We start from the raw sequence: 16337 nt of genomic DNA on the forward strand, positions 1-16337 counted from the left end.
TTGTCAATCAATGATACCCCAATATTTTTAAGATTTTTTCGTCATTTCTCCAATCTTTTTTAACCTTAACCCATAGTTCCAAAAACACCTTACTGCCTAAAAGTCTCTCTATATCAAGTCTGGCCGCTGTCCCTATTTTCTTTATCATAGACCCGTTTTTGCCTATTATTATCATTTTATGTGAATCCTTCTCACAGTATATGGTCGCGTTTATATCTACAAGGCCTTTTTCCTCAATGTATTTTATGCTTTCTATATCAACGGCTGTACCATGCGGAACCTCCTCTTTTAAGAAATAAAGCATTTTTTCCCTTATAAGCTCAGAGATGATATTTCTTTCAGGCTGATCTGTAACCATATCTTCTGGGAAATACTGTGGCCCTTCCGGCAATACCTCCTTAATAGCGTCTACCAGTTCTTTTAAATTCTGGCCTTTTTCAGCAGAAATCCATAACACATTTTTAAAATTTCCCAGCTCTTTATAAGCCTCAATCCGCTCTTTAAGGACATCTTCACTTACCTTATCTATCTTATTCAAAACCAATATAATGGGTGTCTTTACATCTTTTAAAAGCCCTGCTATATATCTATCACCAGCTCCTACATCCGAGTCGGCTTCCACCATAAACAATATGCAGTCTACCTCCTCAAGGGTATTGAGAGCCGTCTTTATCATAAACTCGCTTAACTTATTTTTGGGCTTGTGAAGTCCAGGCGTGTCCAAAAAGATGATCTGATAACCATCCCCCGACAGTATGCCCTTTATCTCGTTGCGCGTCGTCTGTGGTTTATTGGATATAATAGATATTTTTTCTCCCAACAATGCATTCAGGAGTGTTGACTTGCCTACATTGGTCCTGCCGATAATAGTTACAAAACCTGACTTATACAATTTTACCTCACCTCTCCATCAACTGAAATATTAGAACGCTTACGACCATTCCTAATGCCGCTCCTGTGATTACCTGATATACACTATGAATCCTACCCTCTACCCTTGACTGGGCCACTAAAAAGGCCATTAAAAACGACAACACCATGACGAGAACATTTTCGCTTATAAAGGAAAGGGAAGTGGCTATACCAAAAGCCAAAGCGCTATGCCCGCTGGGCGTGCCTCCTCTAAGGGGAGTCCCATCTCTAAAATAGGCCTTTAACATGATCGTCAAAATCATGATGATTATAAGCACCACAAAAGTAAGGTATGGCGGTGAATGCTTCACTTTACTAAAAATATTCCTGAGTATGTCATTGGTCCTGTAGAAAAAAAGAATATATCCCACAGCAATGGCATTCATAGCAGATATCAACACAGCACCTGCTGCCACGTCCTTAGCTATAGCAGCAATCGGGTGATGTTTATCCGTTATAAGATCTACTACAGACTCAATGGCTGTATTAAATAATTCGGATACGATAACAAGTGTAATGGAAAAAAGCAATATTAAAAATTCCCATTTATTCAGATCAAAAAATAAACTTAAAAATAAAACTAAAATGGCTATTGCAAAGTGTATCTTCATGTTTCTCTGAGATTTAAAGGCATATATTACTCCATTTATGGCGTAATTAAAACTCTCTATAATATTCCTCGCTTTCATACCCGCTCAATACCCAATTCCGAAAGAATTTTTTCTTCTTTTGCCCTCATGACCCTGGCATCTTCTGGCTTCTCGTGGTCATAGCCCATAAGGTGAAACATGCCGTGTACGGTCAAAAAAGCCATCTCCCTCTCAAAGCTGTGCCCATAATCTGCGGCTTGAGCTTTAGCCCTCTCAGCTGATATGACTATATCTCCAAGCATGACAATATCAGTAGCTTCCTGAATAATGGCATCATCCCCTTCAAAGTCCATCATAGGAAATGACAATACGTCTGTCGCTCTATCTATACCTCTGTATTCTTTGTTTAACTTTCTTATTTCTTCATCATCGACGATAGAAATGCTCACTTCTACATCTTCAAATCCTTCGGATTTAGCAGCACTCTCCACCACATCTATCAATAATTTTTTTAGTTCTTCCGTTATATACACGCTTTCTTGTCTATCATCTATATATACTTCCATGATCATCTTCCTTCCTGTTCAGGCTGAATATCAGGGTATTCTATTCTCTCATGGAATATCCCTGTTAATACTTTATTAAAGGCCCTTGTTATGCCTTCTATATCTTTAAAAGTAAGATCACATTGATCAAACTGTCCGTCTTCCATTCTCATCCTTATTATCTTCTTTATCATGTTGTCTATACTATCCTCTGAAGGATTGACCAGAGACCTTACCGCAGCTTCTACCGAATCCGCCAGCATGACCAACGCTGCTTCTTTGCTTGTAGGTTTTGGCCCTGGGTATCTGTAGTCCTTTTCTTCACATTCCTCCCGCATATTTAACGCTTTGTTATAAAAATAATATACCAGGGTAGTGCCGTGGTGTTGCTCTATTATATCCCTTATAACAGATGGCAACCTATATTTCCTGGCCATCTTAGTTCCATCTTTTACATGGGATATTATCACAAGAGCGCTTAAATCGGGCGATATCTTATCATGAGGGTTATCCATCGTCAATTGATTTTCTTTAAAAAAATATGGCCTCTTAATCTTACCTATATCGTGGTAGTACGCTCCAACCCTGACCAATAGCCCATTAGCACCTATCTCACTAGCCGCAGCTTCGGCCAGGTTGGCTACGATAATGCTGTGATGATACGTACCCGGCGCATCCATCAGCAGTTTTTTCAAAAGTGGGTGATCTGAATTTGAAAGCTCAATAAGCCTCATGGGTGTAACAACATAAAAAGCCGCTTCCCAAAACGGAAGTGTGCCAATGGCAAATACCGCTGATAAAACTCCATTTAAAACACCCCATGGGCTTTCCTTTAAAACCATTGTTATCTCACTGCTGTTTATAAGACCGAGGCTCAAAATGCTTAGCGCATTAACTGCGCTTATCGCCACGCCTGTCCACATGATGGCATTTCGGTGTCGTGCCCTTGTCAGCATCAATATACCAACGATGGGGCCGATAAAGCCTATAGACAAAAGAGCAGGAGCAAAACCCACAATAGAACCGCTTATAATGAATAGCATAAACGTACCTACCAATGCAATGCCGTAATCAAATATAACCGTAAACAGCATTGCAATAGCAGCTACAGGTATATAGTACACCGATATATCTTTAAAAGCAAGTAAAAAGAAAAGTGGCAGTATAAATAAAATACATAAAAGCAACAACCTGCTCGTATCGTTTTTTAAATCATCTTTAAACAAAATTATAAAAGCGGCTAATATCCCTACAATAAAAAGGGCAAATGCTGCTACACCGGCCACCAACCACAAATCCGTATGTCCCGTATCTTTTAGCAGACCCATAGCTTTTAAAATTCTATATTGTTCTTTTGTCACTACTTCACCGCTTTTTACGATGCTCTGTCCCTTTTTGTACATGACCTTCTCAACGCTTTGAGCTGCTTCCATCCTGGCCATTTTAGTTTCTTCTTCGTTGTATATCATGTTAGGTTTTACGACACTGTCTATTATCTGCATAAGCACACTTCTGGATTTATCCGGAATATCCATTGTAAGCACGCGATTTTTGGCGTCTAATTTTGCACTATTCAGGCTTTCTATAGATACAGGTCTTGATAGGGTATCGTGTACAATCTTTACTGCAATCGTTTTTAATTGAAGCAATTGATCATCTTTTAGGGACTTAAGGTATTCTATTAAATTGTCCTGTAAATCTATAACCGCTTTTACAGTGGCCGGTTGTATTTTCCCTCTGTCACCGCTGTTTATAAACTTGTCAAAAAAATCCTCTATTTTGCCCTGAGACTGCTGTAGCACAGTATTATCCAGGTCATATTTGGGCTTAACGGCATTAACGGCAGCATCAATCTTTCGCTTTGTAGCATATTCATCAATAAAATCCCTGGGGGCTTTTATATCGCTCTGGGATATATCCCCTACTTTCAATTCGTATTTTTTTGGGGAAACTCCATCAAATAGAACAAAAAATACTGCTGCATATACCACTATTAGCATCAATAGCCTCTGCATATCTTTAGAGAAAACAATATTCAGACAGTTTCCCCAAACAGGCCTCAATCGTTCCTGAATGTTAAACATGACATGTCACCTATTCGCTTTTACTGAATAGTTATTTTTGACCTTCTTATCGTATTCTCCATAGGCCTGTATTATTTTCTGAACCAGTGGGTGTCTTACCACATCTCTCTCGGTAAAGTATACAAATGATATACCCTTAATACCATTGAGGATATCTATAGCTTCTACTAAACCCGATACCTTGTCTTTAGGCAGATCTATCTGGGTGATATCTCCCGTTATAACCGCTTTTGATCCAAAGCCGATACGGGTTAAAAACATCTTCATCTGCTCTGGCGTTGTATTCTGCGCCTCATCAAGGATGATAAACGCGTCGTCAAGGGTTCTGCCCCTCATGTAAGCCAGTGGTGCAACTTCTATAAGCCCTTTTTCAATATACTTGTTAAAAGTATCATAGCCCAGCATATCGTGAAGTGCATCGTATAGCGGTCTTAAATACGGATCCACTTTGTCCTGGAGATCTCCAGGTAAGAAACCCAGTTTCTCGCCAGCTTCTACAGCAGGCCTTGTAAGCACTATCCTGTTAACTTCCTTGTTTTTAAATGCCACTATAGCCATAGCCATAGCAAGGTATGTTTTACCTGTACCAGCAGGCCCTATGCCAAATACGATATCATTATTTCTTATAGCGTTTACATAGTTTTTTTGTCCTATGGTCTTGCATTTGATATGCTTACCCCTGAAAGTTATAAGGACTACGTCGGATAATATGCTCTTTATCTTTTCTTCTTCGCCTCCATCTATGAGATTCATAACGTACACAATATTTTGAGGCGTTATCATTTCACCGTGCTCCAACATTTCCAAGAGCCTCTGTATAAGCTTGTAAGCCGAATTCACAGACTCGTCCTGCCCTATGATCTTCAGCTCGTTATCTCTTATAGCTATCCTCACATTTAGTCCTTCTTCAATCATCTTTATATTTTCATCAAATTTACCAAATAAAGCCACGGCAGCCTCTAACTTATCTATTTGAATCGTTGATTCTTTCAACGTATTCCTCCTTCACCTCAATTTTTTCTTGCCTCGCAATATCCTCTTTAACTTCAACTAAGACTTTAGCCCTGGCAACACCATTATAGACGCTGGAGGCAATGACCTTTTTACTTATAATTATAGCATTATGGGGCAATTTTTTGTAGACCTTTTCGTAAGCCATTTCTTCCGCTTTTTTGCGAGCTACTTCCGGTGGCATGCTTTTTTCTACCAGCCGTTTTTCCTTATATGTCTCTTTTACTATCCAGAGCGGAAATTTTTTATCGCCATACCAGAGAATAGGGGTCCTGGATATACTTTTACTGTAATATTTATATGGTACTTCCCGCACATATATGGGAAATACCTTTTCATTTACATCAAGCCATAAATTTGCCATCTTTTTATCTGTGTCAACAAACTTTGAATCTTTTATAGGTATCATGGCTTCTTCTTCATACCAGGTCCTGGCATCGATGATGGCGCTGGAATGGACAAACCTGGTAGGTACCCCTTCTCTTTGAATTATACCTGTAACAAGAATCTGGCCTGCTTTCACCGTATCGCCGTCTTTTACCACCGGATCTCCTTGAAATGTGATGATGCGGTCAATAATGGCATCTTTGCTCGCCACAATATTTGATGGAGCATTATCTGTTTTAACCTTTGGCGGCTTTTTCTTTTCAACTACAGACACGCTGATTCGAGTCCCTTGTATCATGACACCCGCCCATGCAAGGTCGTCTATGTCAATGAGAAGTTTTCTCTCAATTTCTGATGGCTTTATGCCGTATTTAAAAACCCCTGGTTTTACTCCACATCTGGCAAGTACCTCTTCAATGGTTTTAGTGCTGACTTTTTCATTGCCATGGATATCTATCACCCATATAAATGATGAAATATACATCACAAAAAGAAAACAAAAAATAATCCCAAATACAAATACCTTTCGCCTTTTGATTTTGCTCAACAAAAAGGGATACCCATTTTTATCTACTATGGATATCTTCAACTTGAGTTTTCTTGCCACAGGTCTTAACGCAAAAAATCCCCTTATGCTGACAGTAGCCAGCATACTGGTATTAGATAATCTTTTGACATCTTTCAGCCAGATTTTTCTGGTCACAGCCATATTTATAAATTTTTCTATGGAAAGTCCGTCAATTCTTATATTAACATAACCTTTCAAATAATTCCACACATTATTTCGCAACATTATCACCCTACTGCATAAAATCTATGGCTGTGATGTTTCCAGTTATATATATCTCTTCAGGTTGTATCTCCTTGATAGTAAGATTTTTCCCGGTGATCCTCACAACCCCACATCCTGAATTTAATCTTATGATATCGCTTTTGTACTCTATAATGCCCTTGTGATTGTCTATTACCAGCTCTATATCACCTATCATCGTGATCCGCGGCATATCCAGTATGACATCTTTGGGGTAATCAAGCATATCGGCGAAAGCCTTTTTTACCCTGTTCAAATCTTCTTTCATACATATCCCCGCATTCCTTTTTTATTTCTATACTAATATCTATGCTGAACAGTAAATAAAAAAACCCGGCGTTAACCGGATTTTTTCTTCCACTATTTGTTTTTTCTTCTCCTTGCAGCCTCAGACTTCTTCTTGCGCCTTACGCTGGGACTCTCGTAATGTTCTCTCTTCCTTATCTCAGAAAGGATACCTGACATTGCACATTCTCTTTTAAACCTGCGAAGTGCACTATCTAAAGATTCATTTTCCCCAACTCTGATTTCTGGCATAATATTCTCCCCCCTTCCAAGTACATTGGGCGAAGTATATTTACATTATATACCCCTCTTCTATTAAAGTCAAGCTATTAACCCGGCGGCCACTGCATAGCCCTGCCACCCAACAGATGGAAATGCAGGTGGTCTACCGATTGGCCGGCCAAGGTACCACAATTATTGACAACTCTAAAGCCCTCACAAGCTATGTTTTGGTCTTTGGCAATTTTTTGTATCGCCTCGGCAACACCATTTAATATATTAGAACTTGTATCCAGTTCCATAATAGACTTTACGTGTACTTTAGGTACAATGAGTATATGTACAGGTGCCACTGGATTTATATCTTTGAAAGCCACAACCTGATCATTTTCGTACACAATTTCTGACGGTATCTCCTTGTTTACAATTTTACAAAAAATACATTCAGTCATCTTTTCACCTCCAAACCTACTATATTTTATATTCAATATAAATTCGAAAAATCCTCCTTGTTTAATTAATTTTGCCTATTATGTGGTCATCCTCTATAGCCGTAAATTCCACGGGTATGAGCCTGTTATTTAGAGATTCATCGCCTTTTACTAAAACCCTTATATAGGTATCTGTAAGACCTTCTATATATCCAGGTCTGTCATTTACTGGTTGCTCAAAAAGCACTTCCTGTGTTGTCCCCAAAAATCTGGACATATAATTTTGCTTTAATATGTTACCCAGCTGTATCATCTTTTTACTGCGCTGTTCTTTTACACTGTTTTTTACCTGATCGGGGTATTCAGCTGCAGGTGTCCCCTTTCGTCTGGAATATTTAAACACGTGAATATGACTAAAACCTATCTCTTTTACAAACTCATAACTTTTTTCAAACTCTTCTTCCGTCTCACCGGGGAATCCTACCATAATATCAGTGGTTATGGCTACATCAGGTATATACCGCCGTACCCTTTCTACTATAGACCTGTATTCAGAGGTGGTATACTTCCGATGCATCCTCCTTAAAGTCTCATCACAACCGCTTTGAAGCGAAATATGAAAATGCCTGCAAAACTTAGGCATTCGGGATACCCTGCTCACAAATTCATCGGTTAAAAGAGACGGCTCTACAGAACTCATGCGTATTCTTTTCAGACCTTCCACCTCGTTGACCGCTTCTATCAAATCTATAAGGCTTTCACCTTTCAAATCTTTTCCATATGATGCTATGTGTATACCCGTCAGCACGATCTCTTTAAATCCGGCAGCGGCCAATCGGCGTATTTCCTCCATAGCATGTTCTACAGGCCTGCTCCTCACAGGTCCTCTGGCATACGGTATTATGCAGTAGGTACAAAATTGATTGCAACCTTCCTGAATCTTTACATATGCTCTTGTCCTGCCTTTATGGCCTTTTACTGTCAGTTGCTCAAAATCCTTCTGCTGCCATATGTTTTCCACCGCATTTATCTTCTTGCCTTTCATGGCCTCTTCTACCAGATGCACGATTTCCTGTTTGTGATTTGTGCCTACTACCAGATCTACGCCTGGAATGTCCATGATTTCCTCGGGTGCGACCTGGGCATAGCAACCCACAACACCTATAACCGCGTTGGGATTAAGTTTTAACGCTTTATGGATGAGATTGCGGGATTTACTATCGCTTCTGGCAGTTACGGTGCACGTGTTTATGATATACACATCTGCCACATCGTCAAAATCCACCACGGTATATCCGGCATTTTCAAAAAGCTCTTCCATTGCCTCTGTTTCATACTGATTTACCTTACAACCCAGCGTATAAAATGCTGCTTTTTTTTGCATTAACCAATATCCCCCATCTCATACATAATTATTGAAACAGTTACAAAACCCGCTGTTTCGGTTCTTAAAATCCTGGATCCCAGTGTCACTACACGAGCTCCCTTTTCCGTGGCCTTGATTATTTCACAATTGCTAAATCCTCCCTCAGGACCTATAAAGATGCCTATTTTTTTAAAATTATTGTCCGCTCTCATAATATCTTTCAAGTGAACCACGTTTTCAGTTTCATACGGTAAAATAAAAATATCATAAGTCGGTATCAAATTCAGCAGTTCTTCAAAGCTCATGGGCTCATGTACCTGTGGAATTCTGGACCGCCGACATTGCTTTGATGACTCATAAGCTATTCTTCTCCATCGGTTAAGTTTACTGCTATTATCATCCCATTTTACGACCACTCTCTCTGTGATGACAGGAACAATACTATTGATACCCAATTCAGTACATTTTTGCACAATCAAATCCATTTTAGTGGATTTGGGAAGAGCCTGATAAAGGGTTACATCGATATTGGACTCCACCGGTGGAAGGATATTTACAATTTTTGCCGTAACCTTATCTTTATCTATTTTATAAACTTCTGCTTCATAGTCGTTTCCCATACCATCAGATACTATAATGCTTTCGCCTTTTTTGATGTGCAGAACTTTAAAATGATTAAAATCTTCTTTATCTTCTATTACAACTTTATCGTCAAATATATTTTGAGGCGGCACAAAAAACTTATGCATTTAACACACAACCTATCGTAACCCACTCGCCATCGTACATAATTTCTTCAATAGAAAATCCTTCGGTTTTTAATTTTTCTACCACGTCTTTTTCCCTATCTCTTATGATACCACTGGCGATGTAGATACCATTATTTTTTAAGTTTTCCCTGACGTCATGGGTTATTTTTATGATAACATCCGCTATTATATTAGCCACAATTAGATCTGCTGGTCCTATTTCGTTCACCTCTTTAAGTCCATCACTCTTTTTTACGGTTATGACATCACTTACACCGTTTTTTTGCACGTTTTCTTTCGCCACATTTACCGCCACATCATCTATATCCGAAGCCAGGACCCGGGATGCCCCTAGTTTTGCGGCTGTTATCGCTAATATCCCTGAACCGCATCCCACGTCAAAGACATTCATTCCGGGCTCTACATATTTTTGTAACATTATTATACACATCCTTGTGGTCTCATGGGTGCCCGTGCCGAAAGCCATACCGGGGTCCATCTCTATAACTATTTCCCCATCTTCAGGCTCATATTCCTCCCAATCGGGCTTTACCACAATTTTAGGCCCGATTTTCACCGGTTTGTAATACTTTTTCCATGAATTAGCCCAGTCTTCTTCATAAACCTCTGTGATGCTTATAGTGCCTTCGCCGGTATTAAGGTAATTCCGCAACTCTCTTATTCGCTCTTTTACTACATTGATCTTATCCGGCAAATCCGGGCCTCCTGGCAAATATCCTTTAACTGTAGCAATATTCTCATCCACAATAAATCTGTCTATATCTATTTCGTCCCATTCGTTGACCTCATCCAAATTTATATGAAAATCCTCTATTACAACGCCTCCCGCACCAACATCATAAAGAATATTAGAAACCGCATCTACCGCATCCCGAGTAGTTTTAACCTGGACTTCTATCCAACTCATACCCCTAACCTCCAAATACGTTTCTCATCTTTTCAAAAAAGGATTTGCTCTGTTCATTGACGTCCTCACCACTTATTTCGGCAAACTTTCTGAGAAGCTCTTTTTGTTTTTCTGTCAATTTTTTAGGCACTTCTACATACACCTTTATCAATTCATCGCCTCTACCATAGCCGTGAACATTTGGTATGCCTTTGCCTTTTAATCTAAAAATCGTTCCACTCTGGGTTCCTTCAGGAATGGTGTATTTTATCTTGCCTTCTAATGTGGGTACTTCGATCTCGGCTCCCAGGGCTGCCTGAACAAAAGAAATGGGAATTTCACATATGATATTTTGTCCCTCTCTTTTAAATATTTCATGGGGCCTTACCTTTATTTCAATAAACAAATCTCCCGGAGGGCCGCCGTTTATACCCTGTTCACCTTCTCCTCTCAAGGATATAACAGAACCGTTATCTACACCCGCTGGTATCTTTACCTTTACTCTCCTGGATTTTCTGGCTCTTCCCGTTCCCCTACACTCAGGACATGGCTCTTTTATAATTTTACCCGTACCATGGCAGTGTTCGCAAGTCCTCACCTGAGTAAAGCTTCCAAGGGGCGTACGCTGAGTCTGTCTTATCTGACCTGTTCCACCGCAGTATCCGCACACTGCAGGTTTGGTCCCTGGCTTTGCACCAGTACCACCGCAAGTACTACATGCCTCTGTGCGTTCAATCCTGAATTCCTTTTCTGCTCCAAAAGCGGCTTCTTCAAATGATATGGTCATGCTATACCTTATGTCGGCACCTTTTTGTGGAGCATTTCTTCTTCGGCCCGTAAATCCTTCGCCAAAGAACATATCGAATATATCTCCAAAACCACCAAAATCGCCAAAATCACCAAAGCCACCGAAGCCGCCAAATCCACCCGTATCAAATCCTCCCTGGCCATTTACTCCCGCATGCCCGAATTGATCATATCTTGCCCTTTTTTCAGGATCGCTCAACACTTCATAGGCTTCGTTTATTTCTTTAAATTTCTGTTCGGCTTCTTTATCGCCAGGGTTCATATCAGGATGATATTTTTTGGCCAGTTTTCTATACGCCTTTTTTATATCATCTTGCGACGCATTTCTATCTACTCCCAATATTTCATAATAATCTTTAGCCAATCACTATCACCACCTCAATCTAAAACCTGCCCTGACAGGGCAGGTTTTAATTCAATCGCAGGTTTTAATCAACCTTGTAGTCCGCATTGTAGGTATTACCATCGTTGCCTGAGTTGGAGCCGGTTCCAGTACCGCCTGCACCACCGGTTCCACCAGCACTACCGGCTTGCTGATAGATTCTTGTAGACACTTCATAGAATGCCTGAGATAATGCCTCTGTGGCATTCTTTATGGCCTGTACATCATTGCCGCTTAATGCTTTTCTTACCTTCTCTATCTCTGAGTTTATCCGTTCTCTTTCCTGAGGTGTTACCTTGTCACCCAGGTCTTTTAATGTCTTTTCAGCCTGATATATAGCCGAATCAGCGTTATTTCTTATCTCAGCTTCTTCTTTCTTCTTTTTATCCTCTTCGGCGTACCTCTCAGCTTCTTTCCTCATCCTCTCAATCTCTTCTTCGCTGAGGTTAGTGGTAGAAGTAATCGTGATGCTCTGCTCTTTGCCTGTTCCCAGGTCTTTAGCCGATACGTGTACAATACCATTGGCATCAATGTCAAATGTAACTTCAATCTGCGGTACTCCTCTTGGAGCAGGGGGTATACCTGTCAGAGTAAAGCGCCCCAGCGTCTTGTTGTCCCTGGCCATAGGTCTTTCGCCTTGGAGCACATGTATCTCAACGCTGGTCTGATTGTCTGCTGCCGTGGAGAAAATCTGACTCTTTCTTGTAGGTATCGTAGTATTGCGCTCTATAAGCTTTGTAAACACGCCGCCAAGGGTCTCAATACCAAGAGATAGTGGCGTGACGTCTAACAGCAATATGTCCTTTACTTCACCGCCCAACACAGCTGCTTGTATAGCCGCACCTATAGCCACACATTCATCCGGATTTATGCCTTTATATGGCTCTTTGCCTGTAAGCCTCTTTACAGTCTCCTGCACCAGAGGTATTCTGGTAGAGCCTCCTACCAATATGACCTTATCTATCTGATCCGGAGTGAGATTAGCATCACTTAATGCCTGTCTTACAGGCCCTTCTGTAGAAGCCACCAGATCTGATATAAGCTCTTCGAACTTTGCCCTGGTCAATGTGACTTCCAGATGTTTTGGTCCTGTAGCGTCAGCAGTTATAAATGGCAGACTGATAAGCGATGAGGTAGCAGATGAAAGCTCTATTTTTGCCTTTTCTGCGGCTTCCTTTAACCTCTGCAACGCCATTTTGTCTTTGCTTAAATCTATTCCGTGCTCTTTCTTAAACCCATCTATCAGCCAATCCATTATCCTCTGATCAAAGTCATCACCACCCAGGTGGTTGTTACCGCTGGTAGCCAGTACTTCAAATACACCATCGCCCAGCTCTAAAATAGATACATCAAATGTACCTCCACCCAGGTCGTATACCATAATTTTCTGGTTTTCTTCCTTATCCAGTCCATAGGCCAAAGACGCGGCAGTAGGCTCATTGATGATTCTCAGGACCTCAAGCCCCGCTATCCTGCCTGCATCCTTTGTCGCCTGTCGCTGGCTATCATTAAAATATGCAGGAACGGTAATGACAGCTTGAGTAACCGGTTCGCCCAGATATGCCTCAGCGTCGCTCTTCAATTTCTGCAGGATAAAAGCAGATATTTCCTGTGGCGTGTATTCCTTATCATCTATCTTTACCTTATAATTTGTTCCCATGTGCCTTTTTATGGACATAACCGTCCTCTCAGGATTGGTAATAGCCTGTCTCCTTGCAACCTGGCCTACCAACCTTTCGCCGTTGCTCGTAAACGCCACTACAGAGGGCGTCGTCCTGGCACCTTCTGCGTTGGGTATTACTACAGGTTGGCCTCCCTCCATTACTGCAACACATGAAAATGTGGTACCTAAGTCAATCCCTATTATTTTCCCCATTTAAATCATTCCTCCTTGAATCTATTTTTACTTTGCAACTTTTACAAGGCTAGGTCTTATTACGCGATCATTTAGTTCATAGCCTTTTTGTAGCACTTCTACAACTGTATTAGGCTCTAAGCCACTGTCTTCCACCTGCATCACTGCATGATGCTTATATGGATCAAACTGCTTTCCCTCTGCTTCGATCTCCTTTACATCGAAATCAGAAAGGACCTTTTTGAACTGATTTATTACCATATTTACACCATCTACTATTGATTTGTTAGCCTCATTGACTTCTACGGCAGCCGCTCTTTCCAGATTGTCCAGTACAGGCAATATAGCCAATATCAGCTGCTCGTTAGCATATTTAATGAGATTTTCTTTTTCTTTCTGAGTCCGCTTTCTAAAATTATCAAACTCAGCCTGAACCCTCCTGGCTATATCTAGATACTCGTCTGCCTGTCTTGTTTTTTCATAAAGCTCTTCCTTGAGTTTCTGGATATCTTCGGCCTCGTTTTTATCCTGCTCGTCGTTTACCGGTGTATCTTTCATTGTGGCTTCGATGGTTTCTTCTTTTATTTCTTCGGTGTTCGGTTCATCTTGATTTATACTATCCTCTACTTCATTATTCTCTATTTCTTTATTCTCTATTTCTTCTTGCTTTTTTTCTTCTTGCTTTTCCACCGTTCAACCCACCCCTTGTCTTTATATTCCATATAGGTATTCCAGCAATTTGCACATGTCCTCTTTGACTATTTTAACAGTAGCTATGGCCTTTCGGTAATTCATTCGCGTAGGCCCTATTATACCTATGCTGCCTATAGATCTGCCGTTTAATCTGTATGTGGCAATAATTATGCTCATGTCCTTTGTCTCATCGTATTTATTTTCACTACCTATTATTATATCTATCTCATTCTCTCTATTCGGCCGCAATACTTCATAAAGCAGCTCTTTTTCTTCGAGCAATGACATAAAGTTTTTTACTTTTTCTATGTCCTGGTACTCAGGATAGTTAAATATATTCGTGGTACCATCCATGAATATATCGCTATCATCGGCTCTCCTTAGAAAATTTTTTATCATGTTCACTACATCGTTTAGCAACGCATCATTGTTAAATTCGGCCTTTATACTGGTGATCAAGTGGTCATCTATGTCTTCGACGGTTAAATTTGCTAGTTTTTCATTTATAAGGTTGTTTATCCTGTCAACTTCAAGAGCATCTAACACTGCATTTATTTTAAATACCGTATTTTTAACAAGACCTGTGTTGGTAAGCAAAGCTAATAGCATATTTCTTTCATCGATAGGTACCAGTTTTATCGCCTTTAATTTGCTCTGATTGACCTGCGGCGCTAATACCAGTGATGTATATTTAGTTATATCTGAAAGCAACTTGGCAATTTTCTTGATAATTTCATCGATTCTATCATTGGCTTTAGAATATATATCTTCAAACAAATATTTTTCAAGTATATATCTTTCATCCTGACCTAATTCTGAGGTCAAACCCATCAGATCTTTCATTATACTATCTACATAATATCTATATCCTTTAATGGAAGGTATTCTGCCGGCAGATGTGTGAGGCTGCTCCAGATATCCCATATCCTCAAGGTCAGCCATCTCATTTCTTATAGTGGCTGAGCTTAAACCCATCTTGTATTTTTTTGCAATTGTCCTGGATCCCACAGGATCGGCTGTCTTTATATATCCATCAACGACAGCCTTTAAAATCATATCCTTCCTTTCATCCAATTGCATTTGGCCTCACCTCTCATTATTAGCACTCTCTTGTGTAGAGTGCTAATTCATGCTTATAAAATATCACTTAAAAGCCAAAATGTCAATATTTATCTTAAAAAATCGCACAATACAGTATTGGATACATCTATACCTTTTTCTGTAAATTTGAGGCGTCCGTTTTTTATTTCCAGCAAATCGAGGTCACTGTATTTTTCAATAACATCGCCATACTCTTTTTCTATGTCAAAGCGATATTTTTGCCTAAACTCGTCGAGGTTTATTCCGTCAATAAGCCTTAAGCCTGTGATAATAGCATATATCACCATTTGCTGGCTATCAACATAATCAAATTCATCTATTGGCAGTAAATCTTTATAAACCCTATCGATATAATCTTCTATGCTATCCACATTCTTATACCTTATGTTGCTGTAATATGAGCTGGCACCTACCCCTACGCCAACATATTGGCCGCCTGTCCAATAAACCATGTTGTGCCTGCACTCATACCCCGGTAACGCAAAGTTGGATATCTCATAATGCCTGTATCCTGCTGATCTCAGCTTTTTCTTTGCTTCATAGTACATCTGTCGCTCGGTTTCCTCATCAGGCAATTTATAAACGCCCTTGCGCACCATATCGTACATAGGTGTATGCTCTTCTAAAATGAGACTATAGCAAGATAAATGTTGAGGTTTAAGGGCTATAATGGTATCAAGGGTTTCTAACCACAAGTCTACAGTCTGGAAAGGCAGCCCAAACATAAGATCAATATTTATATTGTCAAAATAGGCTAAAGCATTATTATAGTTCTCTAAAAATTGGCGATAGGTGTGCACACGACCGATTGACTTTAAAATATCATCCTGCACGGCCTGTAGACCTATGCTTAACCGGTTTACGCCCAGGCAAGATAAAGCATAAAGCATGTCTCGAGAAAGCGTGCCTGGATTGGCCTCTATGGTTATCTCCGCTCCCTTTTCTATATTATATGCACTCTTAACGGTATTTAAAAGAAGGGAAAGCTGTGAGATAGTAAACGTGGTAGGTGTACCGCCTCCTATAAATACCGTCCTTACTACATAACCTTTTAATTTATATGAGTACATATACAGTTCTTTTATCAAGGCATTTACGTAAGTGGATTTTAAATCATCCATGCCTGGATAAGAATTAAAATCACAATAATAACATTTTTTAAGGCAAAAAGGAATGTGTATATAAAGGCTTATATCGTTCAA

At 40.0% G+C, this 16337-nt stretch carries 17 protein-coding genes; all 17 read right to left on the bottom strand.

Going from position 1 to position 16337, the window contains the following annotated elements:
• Positions 1–7 precede the first annotated feature (7 nt).
• Positions 8–892: a GTPase Era gene (gene era, locus BUB87_RS00095; protein WP_073341061.1), complete on the bottom strand. Its 885-nt coding sequence runs from the start codon at positions 890–892 to the stop codon at positions 8–10.
• Positions 893–899: 7 nt separating this feature from the next.
• Positions 900–1601, bottom strand: a complete 702-nt coding sequence (locus BUB87_RS00100; protein ID WP_073341062.1) for a diacylglycerol kinase — start codon at positions 1599–1601, stop codon at positions 900–902.
• Positions 1598–2068 (bottom strand): rRNA maturation RNase YbeY, encoded by a 471-nt coding sequence (gene ybeY / locus BUB87_RS00105; RefSeq protein WP_073341063.1) that lies wholly within the window; start codon positions 2066–2068, stop codon positions 1598–1600. The genes BUB87_RS00100 and ybeY overlap by 4 nt, the downstream gene beginning before the upstream one ends.
• A gap of 2 nt (positions 2069–2070) precedes the next feature.
• Complete coding sequence (locus tag BUB87_RS00110; RefSeq protein WP_084110709.1) at positions 2071–4131, bottom strand: HD family phosphohydrolase; 2061 nt, start codon at positions 4129–4131, stop codon at positions 2071–2073.
• A 6-nt stretch (positions 4132–4137) separates the two neighbouring features.
• Positions 4138–5124 carry a PhoH family protein gene (locus BUB87_RS00115; protein ID WP_073341064.1) on the bottom strand — a complete coding sequence of 329 codons (987 nt, stop codon included), beginning with the start codon at positions 5122–5124 and terminating at the stop codon, positions 4138–4140.
• A complete protein-coding gene (gene yqfD / locus BUB87_RS00120) occupies positions 5096–6319 on the bottom strand; it encodes a sporulation protein YqfD (protein ID WP_073341065.1) in 1224 nt (407 codons plus the stop codon). The genes BUB87_RS00115 and yqfD overlap by 29 nt, the downstream gene beginning before the upstream one ends.
• Positions 6320–6329: 10 nt before the next feature.
• Positions 6330–6608 carry a sporulation protein YqfC gene (yqfC, locus tag BUB87_RS00125; RefSeq protein WP_073341066.1) on the bottom strand — a complete coding sequence of 93 codons (279 nt, stop codon included), beginning with the start codon at positions 6606–6608 and terminating at the stop codon, positions 6330–6332.
• Positions 6609–6700: 92 nt separating this feature from the next.
• A complete protein-coding gene (gene rpsU / locus BUB87_RS00130; RefSeq protein ID WP_073341067.1) occupies positions 6701–6877 on the bottom strand; it encodes a 30S ribosomal protein S21 in 177 nt (58 codons plus the stop codon).
• 77 nt (positions 6878–6954) lie between these two features.
• The gene (locus BUB87_RS00135) at positions 6955–7296 is read right to left on the bottom strand and encodes a histidine triad nucleotide-binding protein (protein ID WP_073341276.1); all 342 of its coding nucleotides are present in this window, start codon (positions 7294–7296) and stop codon (positions 6955–6957) included.
• Between the two features lie 61 nt (positions 7297–7357).
• Positions 7358–8659 (bottom strand): tRNA (N(6)-L-threonylcarbamoyladenosine(37)-C(2))-methylthiotransferase MtaB, encoded by a 1302-nt coding sequence (mtaB, locus tag BUB87_RS00140; RefSeq protein WP_073341068.1) that lies wholly within the window; start codon positions 8657–8659, stop codon positions 7358–7360.
• On the bottom strand, positions 8659–9390 hold the full coding sequence (locus BUB87_RS00145) for an RsmE family RNA methyltransferase (RefSeq protein WP_073341069.1): 732 nt from the start codon (positions 9388–9390) through the stop codon (positions 8659–8661). Before BUB87_RS00145 ends, mtaB begins: the two co-directional genes overlap by 1 nt.
• Positions 9383–10318, bottom strand: coding sequence for a 50S ribosomal protein L11 methyltransferase (gene prmA, locus BUB87_RS00150; protein ID WP_073341070.1), 936 nt, complete (start codon positions 10316–10318; stop codon positions 9383–9385). Before prmA ends, BUB87_RS00145 begins: the two co-directional genes overlap by 8 nt.
• 4 nt (positions 10319–10322) lie before the next feature.
• Positions 10323–11468, bottom strand: a complete 1146-nt coding sequence (dnaJ, locus tag BUB87_RS00155) for a molecular chaperone DnaJ (protein WP_073341071.1) — start codon at positions 11466–11468, stop codon at positions 10323–10325.
• Between the two features lie 64 nt (positions 11469–11532).
• Entirely contained in the window at positions 11533–13362 is a 1830-nt protein-coding gene (gene dnaK / locus BUB87_RS00160; protein WP_073341072.1) for a molecular chaperone DnaK, read from the bottom strand.
• Positions 13363–13389: 27 nt separating this feature from the next.
• Positions 13390–14031 (bottom strand): nucleotide exchange factor GrpE, encoded by a 642-nt coding sequence (grpE, locus tag BUB87_RS00165; RefSeq protein WP_073341073.1) that lies wholly within the window; start codon positions 14029–14031, stop codon positions 13390–13392.
• Between the two features lie 21 nt (positions 14032–14052).
• The gene (gene hrcA / locus BUB87_RS00170) at positions 14053–15114 is read right to left on the bottom strand and encodes a heat-inducible transcriptional repressor HrcA (protein WP_073341074.1); all 1062 of its coding nucleotides are present in this window, start codon (positions 15112–15114) and stop codon (positions 14053–14055) included.
• An 89-nt stretch (positions 15115–15203) separates the two neighbouring features.
• Positions 15204–16337: a radical SAM family heme chaperone HemW gene (gene hemW / locus BUB87_RS00175; protein ID WP_073341075.1), complete on the bottom strand. Its 1134-nt coding sequence runs from the start codon at positions 16335–16337 to the stop codon at positions 15204–15206.

Origin of the sequence: Caldanaerobius fijiensis DSM 17918 (assembly GCF_900129075.1) — a bacterium.
GTDB lineage: Bacteria > Bacillota > Thermoanaerobacteria > Thermoanaerobacterales > Caldanaerobiaceae > Caldanaerobius > Caldanaerobius fijiensis.

Excerpts from the sequence above, each read along its gene's own strand:
- yqfC (WP_073341066.1), bottom strand. The coding sequence starts at position 6,608 with ATGAAAGAAGATTTGAACAGGGTAAAAAAGGCTTTCGCCGATATGCTT.
- BUB87_RS00110 (WP_084110709.1), bottom strand. The coding sequence starts at position 4,131 with ATGTTTAACATTCAGGAACGATTGAGGCCTGTTTGGGGAAACTGTCTG.
- rpsU (WP_073341067.1), bottom strand. The coding sequence starts at position 6,877 with ATGCCAGAAATCAGAGTTGGGGAAAATGAATCTTTAGATAGTGCACTT.
- BUB87_RS00145 (WP_073341069.1), bottom strand. The coding sequence starts at position 9,390 with ATGCATAAGTTTTTTGTGCCGCCTCAAAATATATTTGACGATAAAGTT.
- BUB87_RS00100 (WP_073341062.1), bottom strand. The coding sequence starts at position 1,601 with ATGAAAGCGAGGAATATTATAGAGAGTTTTAATTACGCCATAAATGGA.
- hrcA (WP_073341074.1), bottom strand. The coding sequence starts at position 15,114 with ATGCAATTGGATGAAAGGAAGGATATGATTTTAAAGGCTGTCGTTGAT.
- BUB87_RS00135 (WP_073341276.1), bottom strand. The coding sequence starts at position 7,296 with ATGACTGAATGTATTTTTTGTAAAATTGTAAACAAGGAGATACCGTCA.
- mtaB (WP_073341068.1), bottom strand. The coding sequence starts at position 8,659 with ATGCAAAAAAAAGCAGCATTTTATACGCTGGGTTGTAAGGTAAATCAG.
- ybeY (WP_073341063.1), bottom strand. The coding sequence starts at position 2,068 with ATGGAAGTATATATAGATGATAGACAAGAAAGCGTGTATATAACGGAA.
- dnaK (WP_073341072.1), bottom strand. The coding sequence starts at position 13,362 with ATGGGGAAAATAATAGGGATTGACTTAGGTACCACATTTTCATGTGTT.
- prmA (WP_073341070.1), bottom strand. The coding sequence starts at position 10,318 with ATGAGTTGGATAGAAGTCCAGGTTAAAACTACTCGGGATGCGGTAGAT.